Genomic DNA, 19,520 nt, shown 5'->3' on the forward strand with positions numbered 1-19,520 from the left:
AATAGTGAGGACTAGGAAGGGCTGCTTATATCTCTTTCATACTCTGCAAGTGTTCTTCCATTATATTTCCAAGCTTTCAAACCATTGGTATTTCCTCCCATTACAACTGTTGCTGCACCAGAGGAACTCCTAAACTCTGTATCTGCATTTAATGTATAAGTGTTATCTGAGGATTCGTCAAGTAATCCATTATCTTTTAACCGTTTTCGATTATTTTTAACCCAATCACTAGCGGACGGTACTTCATTCTTTACCAGTTTAGAATTCTTCATTAGTACATATTTTCCATTTTGTATGCACATTTTACCATGTGCCAAGGTTCTACTACCCGTGAGCTCAAAAACAACAGGCGATATATTAGAACTTTCTATAGTAACTGAAATTGGATGAAAAAAATTGTAGCCCAGGGCTTTAATCAAAAGCAATATACTATCTAAAAATGCCCCAACCTCTGCTTCATCAACTTCGGAGATGTTGGGAAGCTCTGGGTGGTTGCTGTTGTCTAAAACAACTTGACCACATTCGTGTGCAAGAGAAATCAACCTGGATTCAATGTATTGTATCTGCGTCTTGGTGAGGTAATCGTCCTTGGAAGTGAGCACAAGCGCATCTGTCCAAAAATCCTTATTGCCATAATGTGAGTATAGTCGAGGCCCTACTGGGTCACCCTCACCAATATATATTTTAGTGTTCTCGCTGTCAACATCGTCTCCAAGTAAAATATAAACACCTGGACGGTTATTTTCTTTCCGCACTTTGAACTGCTCAAACATCGGTCGCGGAAAAAATGTGCAAAAAATTGTTTTATTAGATATTTCAAGGGTTTTGATACCCTCTGCAATTCCATCCGCTAGAAACATTCTGATAAGTTGTCCGGGCATATGTATACCTCCTTGTGATAATTTTTCGATACTAATATTACGTATTATGGGATTAAGCTTTCTTGTACCAGCTCACAAGTGAGCTCTGGTATAGTCAAAGATGTAGCACTGTGCTATGCTTAAGGAGAAGATACACTACTTGCAAACTTCTGGAAGATTACTCTCCATACTCCCACTCCACAAACCCAACATTCTTCGCCGCCTCAAACAAAGGAAATAAAACATGCTCTAAACTGGAACCAAATTCCTCCTGTCCAATCTCCGGCCGATATAATCGCATAAACACATCGTCACTATTTATATGCTCATTTCTACAATTTTCAAATTTCTTATGCACACCTTCATATCTCCACATCATTTGATACGAAAGATACTCCATCAAAGCAGGAAAATACCGGTTCCACTCAGGAAGATGATTACTCTTACTGCTATTAATACTCTTTGTAGTAGGATGAAGGTTCCAGAACTCATCATGTGCCACATAAGACCATGGTACAAAATGGTCAATCGACAAATTATCTTTAGTCAACAGTTCATTTCCATAAATATCTCGAATAGGTGAAAGTTCAATAATCGTTTTCCAATAGTGAGTTACTAAATTCAACTTTCTTGTCTGAGGCGGATCTAATTTATTGGATATTCCAGGTACACTGGGATTGCGCCTTTGTAAATAAGTGATCAAATTATACTGAATCCACTCTTTTATAATTTTTTGATTTTCATTAAAATAAGAACACCATTCTGGTTGAATATAAATACGGGTCGATATTCCAGATAGTTCTGCAAAATAATAGATTAACCGCTTTTCCAAATTAATTTTTTCTATTAATTTTTTTTCCGATATATCCCATTCCTTCCCTCGCAGCAACTGCATAAATGGCGCTTGTAACCGGTAAGGAACATTACGAGTTAAAGTCCGCTTCATTTCACGAACTTTTTTATCTTCGCAGCTTTCTAAAAACTTAATGATATTTTCTTTTTTTTCACTGGTTTTCATCCCACTAATCTGTTTTACATAATGAACCAACGCTTCAAGATTATCAGAAGGTCCCAGGTTCAGCTTATATTCAGAAACCATATACCATGCATCAGCAACCATTTCATCGACAAGCTCATTAAAAGTCAATTCCTGTTTTCCTGAAACAACCTTATTTAAGATAGCCTGAAACCAATGAGTAATCCGGAGCTGATTACACCATCTGTCCGGACTATGGAAACCGTTATTCCGTTTTAAAGGAAACCGACATTTCGGTGTTGGAAACCATTTAAACATAAAAGTCTTATAATGAAATCATGCACCCTGTCGGTGTAAATTCATTATGGGAGGTCACTATCATGACCAAATATCGAGAGATTTTAAGACTACATAGTCTACATCTCAGCCAACAGAGTATTGCAGATAGCTGCAGTGTCTCTAAAAAAACCGTCAACAGTGTTCTTAAGAAAGCCAGCGAATTAAATATTTCATGGCCACTCGATAAGAACCAGACCGACGAAGTCCTTGCTGGAATTCTTTTTCCAGAAAAAGGCAAGCATATCGAAGCATCGAATAAACGTATGCCTGATTATGCTTACATCCGCAAGGAGCTACTCCGCAATGGCGTTAGTAAAAAGCTCCTGTGGACTGAATACATGGAGGATTGCCGATTAAATGGCGATGAGCCTTTGATGTATTCCCAGTTCTGCTATTATATCCAGCAGGATGAGCAGAAACACCGTGCAACCATGCACATCAATCGTAAACCTGGTGAACAGGTGGAAGTGGATTGGGCTGGTGATCCAGCTCACCTCATCGATCCAGATACGGGTGAAATCATAAATGCTTACGTTTTCGTTGGTGTTATGACCTATAGCCAATACGTGTATGCAGAAGCATTCATTGATGAAAAGCAACCTGCGTGGATTAGAGCACATGTTCACATGTATCAGTTCTTTGGTGGTGTTGCTAAGATTCTGGTTCCTGACAACTGCAAAACAGCAGTAATACATAATAATAACTGGAATGATCAACGAATCAATGCCACATATCAGGAAATGGCTGAACACTATGGTACTGCTATTATTCCAGCCAGAGTGCGTGCACCTAAGGACAAGCCAAATGCAGAAGGATCCGTCGGAAATATTTCCACCTGGATTATCGCTGCACTACGTGATGAACAGTTCTTTTCACTTGCAGAATTAAATCGTGTGATACGTCAGAAACTAGAAGAATTCAATAAAAGGCTCTTTCAAAAGAAAGAAGGTAGCCGATTGGAACTCTTCCGCGACGAAGAACTGCCATTGCTGGCTCCCCTACCTGCTACCTCTTTTGAACTGGCGGACTGGAAACAGGCCACTGTTCAGTTCAATTATCACATATCCATTGATGGAATGCTATACTCGGTTCCATATGAATACATTAAACGCAAGGTAGATGTCAGGGTAACAGATACTACAATTGAAATTTTCTACAACCACAACCGCATAGCTTCTCACAAAAGACTTCATGGCAGAAAAGGTCAGTATGATACGATCCTGGAACATATGCCAGAAGACCACCAGAAATATCTGGAGTGGAACGGTGACCGTTTCCGTAAGTGGGGTGAGCGGATCGGTAACAATACGTACAAGGTAGTGGATGCAATCCTTACCTCCAAACGTGTGGAACAACAGACTTATAAAGGCTGTATGGGACTTCTTAAGCTTGCTGATAAATACTCAGTAGAGAGATTAGAAGCTGCCTGTGAAAAGGCTCTCAGCTACACAGCAACGCCTAGCTACAAAAGTATTAAAAACATACTCACCGCGGGGCATGACAAATCTGTTGATACTGATTTTGGAACAAAATCAGCAAACACACAAAACAAGTATGGCATCACAAGAGGTGCCGACTATTATCGGAGGTAAACACTTATGACAAACCAAAGTACGATTGATAAATTAATAGAAATGCGTCTTAGCTCTATGGCAGATGCATTCCGTAATCAGCTAAATGATCCAAAGATGAAAGAAGTTTCCTTCGAAGACCGCTTTGGTATGCTGACCGACATCGAATTCAGCAGCCGTAAGAATAATCGACTGAAAAGACTGATTCATAACGCTGGATTCGACCAGACTGAAGCAAGTATCATGGATATCGATTATACTTCAGGACGCAAGCTGAACAGAGAACTCATAAGGAGACTTGCTGCTTGCGAATATATATCTGAACACCGTAACTTATTTATTACTGGTGCAACAGGTAGTGGTAAGACTTACATGGCATGCGCGTTCGGTATGGAAGCATGTAAGCAGTATTACAATACTAAATATGTACGTCTCCCAGATCTTTTGATTGAGCTGGAGATGTCAAGAAATGAAGGTACATACAAAAAGGTCATGGCGAAATATGCCAATCCACTTCTTCTTATCATTGATGAATGGCTCTTGCTCAAACCAACTGACAATGAACAAAAAGATATATTTGAACTTCTGCATAGGAGACGTAAGAAATCATCTACGATTTTCTGCTCCCAGTATCTGCAGGAAGGATGGTATGAACAGTTAGGTGGTGAATCCAGTCCTCTGGCTGATGCCATTCTGGATCGTATTGTTTATGATGCCTATAAAATTAATATCCAAAGCATTGATCCTTCAAAGGATATCTCAATGCGAGAGGTATACGGACTAGACAAAAACATGAGCGAGTAAACTCGCATAAGGTGGTTCCCATGTTCCGGTCAATCGGTTCCCGATTTCCCGGAACTGCGGTTTCACCGCACAAGAATATTCAACCAAAACAGCTTATATGACTCACTTTTTTTATCGAATAGCTTAGACATGTAGTTTACATTTAATTTTTCTGAATATGGTAATTCCATAACATATCACCTCAATAATATTATTAAATTTATAATACCATGAACAATTATATTAAGCTATCAATTGCTAGCACAAATTGACTGTTATCTACATTTATCACCTTTATAGCCAAAATAAAATTCCCCACTGAATAATATCCAGTAGGGTACATTAATCATACTAAATACTGTTTTAAAACCTGATGCAAAAAAGCGCAATCACCAAAACCACAAAGCAAAAACCCCAGAAACCCTTATTTCTTCAGGTTTCTGAGGCTTTCATAAGAGAGGCGACAACCAGATTTGAACTAAAAAGCACACTTAAAAACCCCATAGAAAGGAGGCTTCTAGAATCTCTGACAATTTTGCACCTGTTTTGCACCAATTAATAATCCACCTTATAAAAGGACATTTCTAATAACTATTTATTGATTTATCTATATTTGGTTATTTAGGTGGTAAATCTAAATCAAACCACTTAATTACATAATCACTTGTTTGGCTTAAAAATAAAACTATGAATTTAATAAATTGTAACATACTAAGGCCTATTACTAAAATTAAAAATATAGCCAATAAACTAAATACTATTCTACAAAACCATTTTTTCCTTTTATCTTTCTTATATTTAGCCATACCTTCTGGACTAAATTCATGACCAAAAAGATATACTTTTTGGCTACAATAAAATCGTATTATAGATGCTATTTTTTTTACTTTATCTTTCAACCACCATAAATTATATTTTGTCTTAAACCAAAGAACCTTATTATCGTACATATCAAAATAACTTAATATCCACAATGAATTTCTTGCAAAATACTTTCCTTCTATATCAAAATCACATTCTCGTTCTCCCTCTTGAAATTCAATTTCATCAATATGTATATCAAATCCCGTCCAAAATTGATTTTCTTCATTTAAAGGTATAGCTTTAATGATTCCCTCCGTATTTTTTCGTAACTGATTATATTCAATAGGTAACTCACCTATTTTACAAGAGATAAATTCATTCCCGCTCTTATATAAATTAATTATACCTTTAATATATTGTAAAGTTTTACCACCACTATTTACTATTTTAATCACAATTTCTTGATTCTTCATACGTTCAATTAATATAATCTTGATTCCCTTAAAAATTTTCGAATTATGTGAATATTCATACTCTGTGTATTCTTTATAATATTCTTCCATTTTTTCATTTGATTCTTTATCGCTTTTTACAAAAAGAATTTTTTTAATAATTAGAAGTAAAATTAATATTATTGCAAAGGGATTTTCTATAAATCCTGCAATTAAGATATTACCGATATCTAACACCCGTTGATGATAATATATACATAGTGTAGTAATCAATATGTATACCACATACTTTGCTAATTTGGAACCAAATATATCTTTTATTTGTATAATTTTATCCATAAATTATTTGTATTATGTATTCAGAAAAGTGATACTAATACTTTCCTTTCTTTTTAATGCACTAAACATAAATTTCATTTATCTGGCAACTAATAAAGTGGCGTACATTGTATCACCTATTTTTTAGTGCATCTTACTTTAGAATAAATTATATAAGTAAGATACGTCTTTTAAATGGGTATAAACCTCAAATGATACTACTATTTTATATAAAAAATATAACCTTGCAACCTTTTTTCTACACAGAAGCTAATCACCTGCATAATGCCTTCATTCTCTCCCGAAGTATTTTAGCTAAAATTTAACTAAAAAACACTTAAATCCAATAGAGAGGGAGACTAGACGCTCTAACAAATAAGCGTCTATTTTGCGCTAGCTATCAAAATAAAAACATTTATGTTTCAAAATAAGGTTGTCCGCTTTCCCAAAGATCAATTTAATCCTAAGTTTCATTCCTTATAACAGCATTTTAATATTTTAAATTAATAATAGAGCTTTAAAATTATCAAATATTAACTTATTAATTGACTGTATACCTAATAATTCTCCTAAATTATAGTAAATATCGGGGAGATACTCTGGTTTATAGTTCCTACCGTTAACCTTACTAAAAGGTCCATCACTTTCTATTAAAATTCTTTCTATTGGTAGATTCTTAATAATATCAACTGTTTTCATGTTCTTTAACATATTCATATTTATTGAAAAATAGCAACCCAGATTACATAACCTTTCTGCCCACTCTTCTTGACCAGAGAACCAATGTATAATTACTTTTTTATTTTTATTAATTTTAAGAATATTATACAACTCTTCTTCTGCTTTGTTACAATGAACTGACATTAATTTATTTTTTTCAGAAGCATTTTGTGCTATAAAATCAAAAATTTTTTGCTGTATTTTTTTATTATACAAATCAGTATTTTTAAAATCTAATCCTACTTCTCCAACATAATTTGTCTTCATTAAATTTTTTTTAAAGGAGCACTCCGAGAACGGAGTATCACCACATAGTTTAGGGTTATACCCGATTGCAAATTTAACATATTTACTCTCTCCATATATACTAATACAACTTTCAAAAATTTCAGGCTGATTTGTAACACATAATACATAAATTTTTTTATCATTATAGAATTTATATATTTCATTATGGTTTTTATAAAAGTCTAAATGAAAATGAGTATCAATTAAGTTATACATCTTTTTTTATTCCTATATATTTCACTAATTTGGGATCGTTTTTTTGAGAAACTTCCAGCATCATATTTTCTAACTCTTTCAATGATACTTTACATACTCTATCAAATTCATTTACTTCTTCCATAGTTAAGTTGCCTGACTTCACTAGTTCTTTTTTATAATAATCCCCATTTTCATTCTTTTCATAAACATGTAGCGCTTCTAGAAGAGCAACTAAATCTTTCGCTCTACCGGTATATGGGTCCCCGTATCTTTCAATCATTTCCGTAGTTAACTTATAATTACTATCATATACTTCAATATACTCAGTATCATCAATTCCGATTTTATGTAAAGAAGCTCTTCTTATCATACAGGGATAACAATAGCCACAATTTATAGGAGGCCTTGCATGAGCCATTCTTCCGTGTGTAGGATGTGAACATGACAACGTCATTGCAACACATTTTTTAAATATGTCGTTATCTTTAAATTCTTCAACAATTTCTCCTTTTGTCTTATATTTATAAAAGTTTGTTATAGGTATATCAATGTCTAATGAATTTAATAATAAATTTAATTGCTTAAGTGCCCAAACATGTGTTGTTCTTGTACTACAAGAACCTAATCTACTCTTTGTTAGAGGTAGATTAATACCTATAAATCCATTCTCTGGTATATAAACTCCTTCTTTTGGTCTAATTATTGATGCGATTGCAACAGCTACAGCCATAAAGAGAAACGATCTACTTCTACTGGTATCTTCATAAAATTTATCAATTATATCCTCTGAAACATTTTCTGGCTTTCCTGGGTTTGCTGAAAAAACATATATTCCCTTATTTATTTGTGGATAATTATCATTAACTCTTTTATATATTAAATCTACTCTCTTTTTAAGCAGTTTATGTTCCATACAGGTTACAAAAAAAACTTTTTTATTCCGTTCAAGTAAATGCAGTGCCCCGCAAAAGGAATCTAAGCCTCCTGAAAATAAACTAACACAATCAAATTCTTTATTTTTGACCATTTGGTTTCTGTTCTCATATCTTCTTTTACTAAACTCTCCACACCTATATCTATATTTAGTTTTTCTAAATAAGATATTCCATTCATCTCCCGTTAAAAAGTTTAAAAATTCTTCTAGTTTATCTTTATTTTCATTCCATTTATTTATTTTTAAAACAGGTATACAAACATCTAAATTTCTAGTCCAATTATCATTATAACTGTAATAGTTGGAATACTTATCAGGCAATCTTTTTCTAGGCACTTTTCTATCTACTGCAAATACTGATATTGCAATTACTAATAAATCTTCATATATATCTTCAATATTTTCTTTATCAAATCTTCTCCATATATCTTGGAAATTTGTTCCAAGATTGCCTTTTTCATTTAACATATTAAAAACAATTGCATCGCTATAAGTATCTATCAGATCTTCTACCTGTGCTTTATTTATCCATATCTTCATTTGCAATTACCTCCATTGCTTTTAAAGATTCATATGTATTATTTATTATTTTAGTAGTATAATCTTTTCCTTCTGCAGATTTTAAATCTATTGATAAAATGTCTTTAATCGATTGATCAACAAATACTCTGTCTTCAACTATTTTTTCCGCTTCACGAATTATGTCATCGTATTTATTTAAATCATCCATTTTCTCTATGATTTTTTCAGCAAAACATTCCTCAAATCCTTTTACAATAAATTCCGTCAAAAATGTTAGTAAAAATTCCGTTACATCTAATTTAGCCAAATCATCAAACTCGTTAATACCTAATTTATCAAAGGTATCTCCTAATCCATCTCTTATTATTTGTCCATCTGGGGTATTTACATCCTTAGCAAAATAATCAAGAAGTCCCTTATATAAATCTAATCCTTTTAAATCTTTAAAGTGACTTAATCCGTATTGTTGTAATGTAACTTCAAACCCACTCTTTTGTATGTCTGTTATAAAGCCTAAGAGACCACCAATTACATTGGTCACATTGCTGTTTCTTAAATGAGTACTACTATACGCATCAGCATATTTCTTTAATGCCCCCTGGATACTAGAATGGGAATATCCCTTTTTACCTATGTTACCTACAGCCCGCTTTGCATTCTTCCATTTTTGGTCAGTGGGTGGTATATACCCCTTTGATGTTCCCATACTAATCCTCCTTTGTTATAATACTTATTTTTTCCTCATCTAGACCTATTTTTTTTAAATGTAAAAGCACTGGTTTAAAACAATTATTATCTACCCTGTACATATTATTAAAAGTCATTAACATTCTGGCTGTAACATCAGTAAGTTTCATACTTATGATAACATCTATAATTTTTTGTCTATATTCTCCTAGCTTAATATATATTGGTAAACATTTATTTATAAGCTTATAGTCTTCCCTAAAACTTTCAATTAGCGCACGTATTATTTTATCAGAATTTATTCCTGCTTTATTTATCATATTTTCAATTTCTTTATTTATAGATTGTGGTCTATCTAAATTAATAAGTAAATTAAACTCTTTTCTTTCATCTAAGGTCAACTCATCCAAAGCACTAAAGTTAATATGTAGAGACTCTCTAGATAAATAAAAATATTTTAGTAATTCCTCGCCACCAATATCTTTTATATTTGCATTTTTTAACCAATTAATCATTTTAGGCTTATCCCAGTCTTTTAAGTTATTTGGAAATTCCTCGGCATTGTTAATTATATTAAATAACAAAGATAGTTCAAAAACTTTTTCACTATTGCTAGGATTAATACATGCTTTGTAAAGCTCCCTAAAAAGTTCTTTATCCAAATATTCTAATGCCGTTAATTGTGCTAATATTTCATAATTTAATTTCTTTGATTTATCTCTATCATAAATATCTCCTAATTTCTTTCTAACAATAAATGTATTTAAAAATCTCTTTGCTTGCCTTGGATTCCCTTTTAATTCGACACAAATTACTTTAGCCACTCGACCAACAATTTTGAACATATCGCAAAAATCCGAATAACTTTTATTTTGTCTAAGTAAACATTTATTTTCTATTTCTGGTATACATTGTTTAATTATATCCTCATTTAAAACTATTCCATTAAAAAATGCATTTTTTTCAGTTAATTCATAGGATAATTTTTCCACAACTTCCTTGTTAAAATATAAATCAACTACTAGTAGTAATAAATAATTTGTTACGTCTTTATCTGAAAGCTCTGGAATATAAATTGGTAGTTGGATAATTTTTTCTATATAATTATCTACAATACCAAAATCATCATTATCTATTTTGGGATATGTCTTTTTTACAGAATATTTTATTACAGAATCATCAATGGCAATAATATATGTAGTTTTAGGCACTGATAAAAAAAGTTTAATAGCCTCTAACGTTTCAATAATTCTATCTGGACTACACCTATCCAGATCATCTATCATCACAACTAAATTATCAATCTTTGAGTCTACGATTAATTCTTGAAATTCTTTTTTAAACTCTCTTATATTACTTATTACATCAGTATTTTCATCTATTTGAGTAATATCATCTGCTTCTTCCTTAATTAAGGTTTTTGCGTCTTCAATAAGTTCATCCTTTTTACTCCCTAAATATGCGGCTGCTCCCCCCAATCCTAAAGGTGAAAACATACTTGCAACTGTTGGTGCACCATATTTAAATGCAAATTTACCTAGACGAAAAACATTTATCTTTTTTATTAAACTATTAATTCCTTTTTTATATGTAGAAAATTCAGGGGTATTCTCCTTTAGTTCTAGTAACAGAGCTTCCATCAATGCGCTTTTTGCATCATCATAACCCTCAAAAGACCATGCATTTAAAGTTATTCGTGCTATTTTTTTATTTTCTGGAATATCTTTCAGTTTATGATTAATAAGCTCAAGTAATGTTGACTTTCCAGCCCCCCAACTACCTAATAATCCTATGGTTAATGGATTCATTGTATCATCGAGTAGAATATCTTTAACTAAATCTGCAAAAGGCCTATACGCTAATAAATCGACTTCCGATTCTCTATCAATCCACATAAAACCTCTTCTCCTCTTTTAGTTTTTATTAATAATTATAGCACTAATTATTTTATTATTCTACTATAAATAGAAAACTATATATAATACAAAAAAAAGATTCACATTTCAAAATTTGATTAAAGTAAAGACTATACTTTTATTACTAAGATGTCTTTGTATAAAGAAAAACTGTCAAGAGGTCTTGCATAGAAAAATATATTTCACCTCTTGACAGTTTGTTATAGAAATATCTGTATTTCATAATTTTAAAAGTACTATATAAAATATCCTTGGTTACGCCTCAACTAATTTATACAATAGTAAAGCTCATATAAATCCAATACAATCATATACTGCCCCCTTCCCTGTACTTGGCACTGCACTTACATTTGAATTTGGAACTGCTTTAGCTTTACACAATCCATTAACATCTTCATTATATCCATCAGGGACATGCAACTAGTAACCACCCATTAATTTTGACTGTTATAATAGCAATATTTAGTAATTGTTAAAATAAGGTTAATGTGCTTTAGTTTCTTCAATAGCCTTATTATAATTATCAATAGACTCATCAAGAGTTTTTTGATACGCCGCCCTTGTGGCATATGGCAATCTATATACCGAATCATTGTACTGATTTAATTCATTTGCGGTAGCGGCATAATAGAATGCAATGGATTTACCTTTTTCCTTCTCCATTACGTTCACGTTTGGTGCAGATATCGTTTTACCTGGCAATGTAATGGATACATCATTTCCAGCTATATAATACCAAAACTCAGGTTGACTCTTATCCTTGTCTACAATGTAACCAGGTATACTTGTACTAATAAAATATTTATTAGTATCTATTAGTTCATTGTCAGTATTATATACCTTAAAATTCAATGTATATGAGCCATCCCTATTATTTCTAGTCGTCGTTACAATTCTTATAGATTGTAGTGTATGTCCTTCAATTCCCCTAACACCAGACCACCCCTTAAACCCGTCATCATATACTGTAGTATTTTCATCTGGACAGGTTACAGATTGTTTCATCTTAGGAATGACCTCCATTTCCTTTTTTGAAAACTCTCTGAAATTCTCCCATGCCTCTAATTCAGCTTTTTCCTTTAATTCATTGTAAGTATATGCCTGTGGTTCACTAATCTCATCAATATAATATGCAACACCGTACTTATCATATGATTCTTTAACTAATCTTACATATTCTTCATGGTTTTGAGAAATATACTCATTTCCATGTTCATCTTTTACAGAATATCCCATATTAAATATAGCTGCAAATCCATTAGATGTCATGCATAATGACATTAAAATGCTCATACCCAGAACTAAAAATCTCTTTTTCATAATCACTTATTCCCCTTTCATACTAAATTCCATAAATAGTTTGTTTAATCAGTATAATGTCCCATTATATCACTGACCTTTATTCTATTTTGTATTTGCTTGTGCTCTATTATTATCTACTGAATTAATAACTTAAGCTCCGCATTTACTAAAAAAAGCAATGCCTTTTCGTCAATTTTACTTCCACAAATTTTACAAAACATATTCAAGCTTATTCCCCCTTTTCTCATAATTATACTACCGATAAGCAGGATACGCAAGGGCACAAATAACCAATATACTTAAGGAAAGTCAAAAAGGGGATTAATAAACGCCATGGTTAGTTATAAACCATTTTGGGATATGCTAAAGGAATTTAATATTAGCACTTATGCATTAGAAAAAAAATATGGATTGAATAAAAAGTTAATTTATAAATTAAAACACGGTGAAAACTTGAACATAATTACTCTACATGATATTTGTTTAAAGTTTAATTGTAATATAGAAAATGTCGTTAAAATAATCCCTAATGATTCTAATGAAAGTACCGATATTAAATAGCAATTACACATTTTTAAAAAAGATAATATTTAAACTTACTTATAAATAACAAAATGGAAAAAAATAGGAAAGCCTCTACAAATCAAGGAGTTTTTCTATTTTTCATAATTATGGTTCTACTATAAATATAAATCCTGAAATTCAAATCTATCCCTTGGATTATTATATTTCTCTTTATCTTGAAATTGTAAATCTTCTGCGTATTTGATTAACTGCCTTAATTTTTCATTACTATTGAATGATTCACATATTTCTATCAATCGTATTATCGCTTGATTTTCGTTAAAATTTGCCTCTCTTTTTAGGAACGAAAAAATATACCTATTTTGTGTTGGAAATACATCATCTTCAGGAATATCTAATAGATCGCTAAATTCTTTTCTATATTTTTCTATATTTTTAACCATTTTTTCGACTTCTTTATCTCTAGGAAACTTTCCTTGTAAAATCTCTTCAATTTCAGATTCTTCGATTTCAGTTTCCATTAGGATCGCTTTGGGTGTATAACCTTTTTTCTCTAAGGCCTCTAAAATACAACAGGGGTTAAAATGGTCACCACCAAAAAATATTTCATATGGATCAATGCCAATCTGTTCACATACTAACACTATTGTAGAATCATTTAGAGATTTAAAATTCCCCTGTATTATATCATATTTCCGCTTTTCAGACAATTTTAACTCATCGATAGGCTTCAAAGTCTCCATAGTTACGTCATTTTGCTTCATAGCTTCTTTCAATCTTATTCCTCTTACATAATTTTCATCTTTTTTATTCATTGTTATACCTCCTATAAAATTTTATTTTTTTATATCTTATCACAAAGTTTAACATTTCTGGACAATATTAAAAACATTTCTTACGGAAACGATTTTGTAGTCCTTTAAGAATTATTCTGTTTGTAACCTGTGTGGAAAACCTATTGGGGTAAATGTCTCATGCTATACTGCACTTGTCAAGCTTGATAAAATCTAACAATAGTAAAAGGAGAAATTAGTCTATGGACGTATCAAAATTATATTTATCGACAGAATCACTTGCTGGAAAGGGGAGTAAACGCATTTATATTACCTCCTGCAAAGAGGTTACTTCTTATGTTGACGGTAAAGCCACTGATTCTATAGAAAACTACAGGATCGAATGTGTATTCCCCGACAACCAATATGAAAAGGTTATTATTAAAGTTACCGATAAGCCACCTGTAACGCAAGAAATGATTGATAAAGCAGAATCCCCAATCACAGTATCATTGCAGGACCTGGAATGCAAGCTCTATAGAGATTTTAAGAACAACACCTATTCCATCTCATGCAAGGCCAAAGCATTAGCACTCGTAAAGTAACCTTAAAATCTATTATAATCCGGTGTGGTCACATTCCACATCGGAAGAAAGGAAATATCTATGGAATTTTTTATAAAGCAATGCACAGAAATTCTATTACGAAAATTAGCTCCATATTATCAACACTGGATTTCTGAGCCTATAAACGTAATTTCAATTCAACATTATGAGATAATAGCCAAAGCACTGCTTAAAGTATTGCAGGAAAATCATGAGTTATTTAAACTCAAGAAAGTTTATACTTCAACGGAAATTTGGGCCTATCCTGGTGTTATTACCCGTGGAGGAATACAGCTTGCCCAATACCGCTGTCTTAAAAAGTCTGAGGATTTAGATGATGAAGAATTAGATATGATGTATCAAGTTTTGTACAACTCTATTGTAAATCATTTACACAAAGGGGATTTTGACAATATCAATTCCACCTCATACCGTGACGCTCCATTCTTGTACCTGGATTCCGTGGAGAACAGCGGATACTATATTATATTTACAATAGCTATCGTAGATACACCCAGCGCATATCAGTATGTATTAAAGCGATACAACATTAGAAATGCTTCTAAGGAACTATTTGATGGATATGGTAGTAATGATAAGGACTTTTAACGTATGAGGATAAAATTAGATTTAGTACTTGACGAAAGCTGGTATATTCACCATGTTAAACGTTATATTCCTTGGATTCCGGAACAAATGCCCCATGTAGTAATATTTGGTGTCACTGGCTCAGGAAAAAGCTTTTGTGGCTCCTTGCTTCTTGGACGTGCCGCCTTGTATACTCCTGACGTTATAACATATCTATGCGATTTTAAAGGTGATTCAGACTTTTCTTATCTGATAGGAAGCAAGCATTTTTATCGTTTCAAAAATTGCAAACTCGGTCTCGATGAAGTATGTGAAATTCTCCAAAACAGGCAAAACGGCGTAGATAACAGTAGGAATATGGTAATTTTTTTCTTTGATGAGTGGGCCAGTTATTGCAACAGTCTGGACAAGAGGGAAGCTGACGAAGCAAAGAAAAAGTTGTCCCTATTGTTAATGCTTGGAAGATCATTCCATATCCATGTGGTGATAAGCCAGCAGAGAGTAGACGCTGCTTACTTTAACTCTGCCCGTGACAATTTCAGCATAGCAATAGCCCTTGGAAACCTTTCCGAAGAAGGAAAGTCTATGATCTTTCAAGAATATAAGCCTAAAATGAAACCCGACAGAAAACGGGGAACTGGCTATATGCTTTCCAATGGGAGTAACTTCTATTCTATTATAGTACCGAGAATTACAAATCTGGAAAAGCTTCACAGTTGCATTAAACGCAGTGTGAACAACTAGGAAATACCCTGAGCCGGCCCGTACGAAGTGTAAGGAGCCGGCTCAAAGGGAACGCCTTGGCGTTCTAGAAGTCCGCTAGTATTACCAGGACTTCTGTGTCATGTGTCAAAATTGACAGAATACAGGTAAAATCAAGATTCTATAGTATCTCTCATATGTGTCAGTCCTGTGTTAAGACTTAGAAAGGATATACCATGACATCAAAAAAGAAATATACAAATAATAATCGGCGTAGCCGAAAATATAACTTGACCTTTAATAATCCGGAAAAGCATAACAAATGTTCCCATCAAGCAATCAAAGAAACTTTACTTCAATGGGAAAGCCTTATTTACTGGTGTATGTGTGATGAGGTGGCAAAAACACCACATACTCATCTGTATATCCAACTAAAAAATCCCATTTACTTTTCCAGTTTAAAAAAAGTATTCCCATCCGCTCATATTGAGGAAGCGCAAGGAACAGCAGAAGAAAACCGCTCATATATCAGGAAAGATGGAAAATGGGTAGAATCAGAGAAAGAAACCACAAATTTGAAAGAAACATTTGAAGAGTGGGGAAACATTCCCCAGACCGGACAAGGAAGAAGAAGCGACTTAGCGAATCTTTACCAGATGATTAAAGACGGTTATTCAAACGTAGAAATTTTAGAAATCAATCCTGACAATCTTTTAAATTTACAGCATATTGATAAAGCTCGCTTAGAAATTCTTTCCAATCGTTACAAATCAGAACGGCGCACAAATCTGCTTATTACATATGTAAGCGGTAAAACAGGCTATGGCAAATCAAGGGATATCTTGGATAGTCACGGAGATGGAAATGTATATCGTGTAACGGATTACAAGCATCCATTTGATACCTATTCCGGAGAAGATGTATTAGTTTTTGAAGAGTTCAGAAGTGATTTACCAATCGGACATATGCTGAATTACCTGGATATTTATCCTTTACAGCTTCCGGCTCGATACAACAACCGACAGGCGTGCTATAACTTCGTTTACATAGTCTCTAACTGGAAGTTAGAAGACCAGTATAATAATATTCGCATGGAACAGCCGGAGACCTATGAGGCATTAATAAGACGGCTTCATAAAGTTAGATTATATACGGCCCCTGGTAAGTGGAACGAACATGAAACTCATGATTATCTGTATAGCTTTCAGGCTGTTTATGAAGCTCAAACACCATTCAATAAAAAATAAGATAATTGAGGTGTAAGGATTCTTTACATTAAAATAATTAAAAATTTAAAAACAACTTTTATAAAAAGATACCTATTTTAAAGTTATAATTCTAATATTAATAAAAAATCTATTACAAATACAAACATAAACCAGAAACCTTACACCACCTAGAGAAAAGGTGGGGTAAATGAATCATCTTCAAGAATTATCACTTTTATCTGACAACATTCTACTTTCTGAATTAGAAAAATATGGTATACTTAACTTGTCAGAGATTCCAGAAAAACTAAATATGTTAAAAAACAAAAAAGTGGACTATATTCATACAAAAAAAATTTATACCAGAAAAGACGGGAGGCTATTCACTAAAGTCATTGAAAACGATAAGGAAAAGCAGATTAATGGAAAAGACGAAGGTGAATTATATTGTAAGCTATATAATTTTTACTTCGGTGAATCCTATTCAAGTTTAGAGGTCTTATATCCTCAGTGGGTCAAATGGCGTGAAGAAGAGTCTAGCGTTTCAAAGAAAACAATCAAAGAAAATATGTATCTTTGGAATACGTTTTTAAAAGGTACTGACATCACAAAACCTCCATTGAAATATTTAAAACCTAAAGATTTTGTTAAATTCTTCCGCAAAATAACAAGAGATGGTCAGATGACACGTAAGAGGTTTAATGATATGAAAAGTGTAATAAATGGAATTATTTATTACGCTATCGAAGAAGAAATCATTGAGCACAATTATTTGCGTGATATTAATTACGGACAATTCAATTTTAAATCTGAAGATAATAATGTTATGCCTTTTACAGAAACTGAACGCCTAGCTATCATTAACCATTTGGATAATGATGATATCTACTCATTGGCCATTAAGCTGGACTTCTATCTAATTTTAAGAATAGGAGAATTAAAAGGGCTAAAATGGGAAGATGTCAAAGGTAACTTTATCTATGTACATCGCTTCATTAACGATGAAAACGAAGTAATCGAAGATATCAAAGGTCATCAAAAAGAAGGGAAGCGTTTCATACCATTAACAGCAAATGCAAGAACCATCTTGGAAAGAATCAAAGAAATTAATCCTAAAAATGATTATCTATTCACGCGTAATGGTAAGCCATTATCCACTTGCACATTTAACCGCCACATTAGGCGTTGCTGTAAAGATTTAGGAATTGAATACCGTTCTTCCCATAAGGTACGTTTTTCAACTGCTTCTATTATGTATAAAAATGGGGTTGGTGCACCAGAATTACAAAAAATGTTAGATCATACCACGCTTGCAATGACTACACACTATCTGCGCTCTGTAACACCGGAAGAGGATACCCTACAAAAAATGAATGACGTTTTAGGTTAAAAAGCCCCTGCACCAATTTGCACCAACTATTTATAAAAGTAAAAATGCTTCAAACCCTTGTAAAATAAGGATTTGAAGCACTTCTTAGAAGAGGCGACAACCAGATTTGAACTGGTGATCAGGGTGTTGCAGACCCACGCCTTACCACTTGGCTATGTCGCCATAAATTGTTAAGTGACCCCAACGAGATTCGAACTCGTGTTACCGCCGTGAAAGGGCGATGTCTTAACCGCTTGACCATGGGGCCTAACTTGCATTTCGTTTTCCTCATAGTCTCGCCTGAGTATCACGAACTCCCCGAGTAGGACTTGAACCTACGACCCAACGGTTAACAGCCGTTTGCTCTACCGACTGAGCTATCGAGGATTACTGAGGCATATACCCTCAAAACCACACATTGCTACATATCTATCTTCATCCGTTCTTTCCTCTTACCTAAACCAACCTGGTTAAGCCCTCGACCTATTAGTGACAGTCAGCTGCACATGTTGCCATGCTTCCACCTCTGCCCTATCTACCTCGTCGTCTTCAAGGGGTCTTACTCTTGCGATGGGATATCTCATCTTGAGGGGGGCTTCACGCTTAGATGCCTTCAGCGTTTATCCCTTCCCGACTTGGCTACTCTGCCATGGCTTTGATAGCCAACAGATACACCAGAGGTCAGTCCATCCCGGTCCTCTCGTACTAAGGACAGCTCCTCTCAAATATCCTACGCCCACGCCGGATAGGGACCGAACTGTCTCACGACGTTCTGAACCCAGCTCGCGTACCGCTTTAATGGGCGAACAGCCCAACCCTTGGGACCTACTACAGCCCCAGGATGCGATGAGCCGACATCGAGGTGCCAAACCACTCCGTCGATGTGAACTCTTGGGAGTGATAAGCCTGTTATCCCCAGGGTAGCTTTTATCCGTTGAGCGATGGCAATCCCACTTTATACCACCGGATCACTAAGTCCTAGTTTCCTACCTGCTCCACCCGTCGGTGTCGCAGTCAAGCTCCCTTATGCCTTTGCACTCTTCGAATGGTTTCCGTCCATTCTGAGGGAACCTTTGAGCG

17 protein-coding genes, 3 tRNA genes and 1 rRNA gene (1 of these 21 running past the window's edge) are annotated in these 19,520 nt (G+C 33.7%); 8 read left to right on the top strand and 13 right to left on the bottom strand.

Annotated elements, in window-relative coordinates; all coding sequences use genetic code 11:
* Positions 1 to 11: 11 nt before the first annotated feature.
* Positions 12 to 881, bottom strand: a complete 870-nt coding sequence (locus ACHZES_RS13275) for a GIY-YIG nuclease family protein (protein ID WP_395549178.1) — start codon at positions 879 to 881, stop codon at positions 12 to 14.
* A gap of 157 nt (positions 882 to 1,038) precedes the next feature.
* Entirely contained in the window at positions 1,039 to 2,154 is a 1,116-nt protein-coding gene (locus tag ACHZES_RS13280) for an HNH endonuclease domain-containing protein (RefSeq protein ID WP_404820232.1), read from the bottom strand.
* 62 nt (positions 2,155 to 2,216) lie between these two features.
* On the opposite strand from ACHZES_RS13280, the gene istA reads away from it, so the two are divergent.
* Together istA and istB are read left to right on the top strand one after the other, a co-directional pair.
* Positions 2,217 to 3,767, top strand: coding sequence for an IS21 family transposase (istA, locus tag ACHZES_RS13285; protein ID WP_395549405.1), 1,551 nt, complete (start codon positions 2,217 to 2,219; stop codon positions 3,765 to 3,767).
* Positions 3,768 to 3,773: 6 nt separating this feature from the next.
* Complete coding sequence (istB, locus tag ACHZES_RS13290) at positions 3,774 to 4,550, top strand: IS21-like element helper ATPase IstB (protein ID WP_395549404.1); 777 nt, start codon at positions 3,774 to 3,776, stop codon at positions 4,548 to 4,550.
* Between the two features lie 596 nt (positions 4,551 to 5,146).
* Here istB and ACHZES_RS13295 read toward each other — a convergent pair.
* The 6 genes from ACHZES_RS13295 to ACHZES_RS13320 all read right to left on the bottom strand — a co-directional run bounded on the left by ACHZES_RS13295 (position 5,147) and on the right by ACHZES_RS13320 (position 12,688).
* Positions 5,147 to 6,124, bottom strand: coding sequence for a hypothetical protein (locus ACHZES_RS13295; protein WP_395549403.1), 978 nt, complete (start codon positions 6,122 to 6,124; stop codon positions 5,147 to 5,149).
* 477 nt (positions 6,125 to 6,601) lie between these two features.
* Positions 6,602 to 7,327 carry a TatD family hydrolase gene (locus ACHZES_RS13300; RefSeq protein WP_395549401.1) on the bottom strand — a complete coding sequence of 242 codons (726 nt, stop codon included), beginning with the start codon at positions 7,325 to 7,327 and terminating at the stop codon, positions 6,602 to 6,604.
* A complete protein-coding gene (gene qatC / locus ACHZES_RS13305; protein ID WP_395549400.1) occupies positions 7,320 to 8,783 on the bottom strand; it encodes a Qat anti-phage system QueC-like protein QatC in 1,464 nt (487 codons plus the stop codon). The genes ACHZES_RS13300 and qatC overlap by 8 nt, the downstream gene beginning before the upstream one ends.
* Entirely contained in the window at positions 8,764 to 9,471 is a 708-nt protein-coding gene (locus tag ACHZES_RS13310; protein ID WP_395549399.1) for a hypothetical protein, read from the bottom strand. Before ACHZES_RS13310 ends, qatC begins: the two co-directional genes overlap by 20 nt.
* A 1-nt stretch (position 9,472) precedes the next feature.
* Positions 9,473 to 11,347: a P-loop NTPase fold protein gene (locus tag ACHZES_RS13315; RefSeq protein WP_395549398.1), complete on the bottom strand. Its 1,875-nt coding sequence runs from the start codon at positions 11,345 to 11,347 to the stop codon at positions 9,473 to 9,475.
* Positions 11,348 to 11,851: 504 nt separating this feature from the next.
* On the bottom strand, positions 11,852 to 12,688 hold the full coding sequence (locus ACHZES_RS13320; RefSeq protein WP_395549397.1) for a hypothetical protein: 837 nt from the start codon (positions 12,686 to 12,688) through the stop codon (positions 11,852 to 11,854).
* A gap of 315 nt (positions 12,689 to 13,003) precedes the next feature.
* On the opposite strand from ACHZES_RS13320, the gene ACHZES_RS13325 reads away from it, so the two are divergent.
* Positions 13,004 to 13,231, top strand: a complete 228-nt coding sequence (locus ACHZES_RS13325) for a helix-turn-helix domain-containing protein (protein WP_395549396.1) — start codon at positions 13,004 to 13,006, stop codon at positions 13,229 to 13,231.
* 119 nt (positions 13,232 to 13,350) lie between these two features.
* Here the strand turns inward: ACHZES_RS13325 and ACHZES_RS13330 are convergent, their stop codons facing one another.
* Entirely contained in the window at positions 13,351 to 14,010 is a 660-nt protein-coding gene (locus ACHZES_RS13330; RefSeq protein WP_395549395.1) for a hypothetical protein, read from the bottom strand.
* Positions 14,011 to 14,231: 221 nt separating this feature from the next.
* On the opposite strand from ACHZES_RS13330, the gene ACHZES_RS13335 reads away from it, so the two are divergent.
* From ACHZES_RS13335 to ACHZES_RS13355, 5 genes are all read left to right on the top strand, one after another.
* Positions 14,232 to 14,573 (top strand): hypothetical protein, encoded by a 342-nt coding sequence (locus ACHZES_RS13335; RefSeq protein ID WP_395549394.1) that lies wholly within the window; start codon positions 14,232 to 14,234, stop codon positions 14,571 to 14,573.
* A 60-nt stretch (positions 14,574 to 14,633) separates the two neighbouring features.
* On the top strand, positions 14,634 to 15,182 hold the full coding sequence (locus tag ACHZES_RS13340) for a hypothetical protein (protein WP_395549393.1): 549 nt from the start codon (positions 14,634 to 14,636) through the stop codon (positions 15,180 to 15,182).
* A gap of 3 nt (positions 15,183 to 15,185) precedes the next feature.
* Positions 15,186 to 15,905, top strand: a complete 720-nt coding sequence (locus ACHZES_RS13345; protein ID WP_395549391.1) for an FtsK/SpoIIIE domain-containing protein — start codon at positions 15,186 to 15,188, stop codon at positions 15,903 to 15,905.
* A 194-nt stretch (positions 15,906 to 16,099) separates the two neighbouring features.
* Positions 16,100 to 17,110, top strand: a complete 1,011-nt coding sequence (locus ACHZES_RS13350; RefSeq protein WP_395549390.1) for a hypothetical protein — start codon at positions 16,100 to 16,102, stop codon at positions 17,108 to 17,110.
* A gap of 169 nt (positions 17,111 to 17,279) precedes the next feature.
* The gene (locus ACHZES_RS13355) at positions 17,280 to 18,461 is read left to right on the top strand and encodes a tyrosine-type recombinase/integrase (RefSeq protein WP_395549389.1); all 1,182 of its coding nucleotides are present in this window, start codon (positions 17,280 to 17,282) and stop codon (positions 18,459 to 18,461) included.
* 91 nt (positions 18,462 to 18,552) lie between these two features.
* On the opposite strand, the gene ACHZES_RS13360 is transcribed toward ACHZES_RS13355, so the two are convergent.
* The 4 genes from ACHZES_RS13360 to ACHZES_RS13375 form a co-directional block, all read right to left on the bottom strand.
* Positions 18,553 to 18,623, bottom strand: a tRNA-Cys gene (locus ACHZES_RS13360).
* A 13-nt stretch (positions 18,624 to 18,636) separates the two neighbouring features.
* Positions 18,637 to 18,708: transfer RNA gene (locus ACHZES_RS13365), tRNA-Glu, on the bottom strand.
* A gap of 46 nt (positions 18,709 to 18,754) precedes the next feature.
* Positions 18,755 to 18,827, bottom strand: a tRNA-Asn gene (locus ACHZES_RS13370).
* A gap of 79 nt (positions 18,828 to 18,906) precedes the next feature.
* Positions 18,907 to 19,520 (bottom strand): 23S ribosomal RNA (locus ACHZES_RS13375); it runs 2,278 nt beyond the window's last position.

It is taken from the genome of Lacrimispora sanguinis (genome assembly GCF_044987295.1).
GTDB classification, from domain to species: domain Bacteria; phylum Bacillota; class Clostridia; order Lachnospirales; family Lachnospiraceae; genus Lacrimispora; species Lacrimispora celerecrescens_B.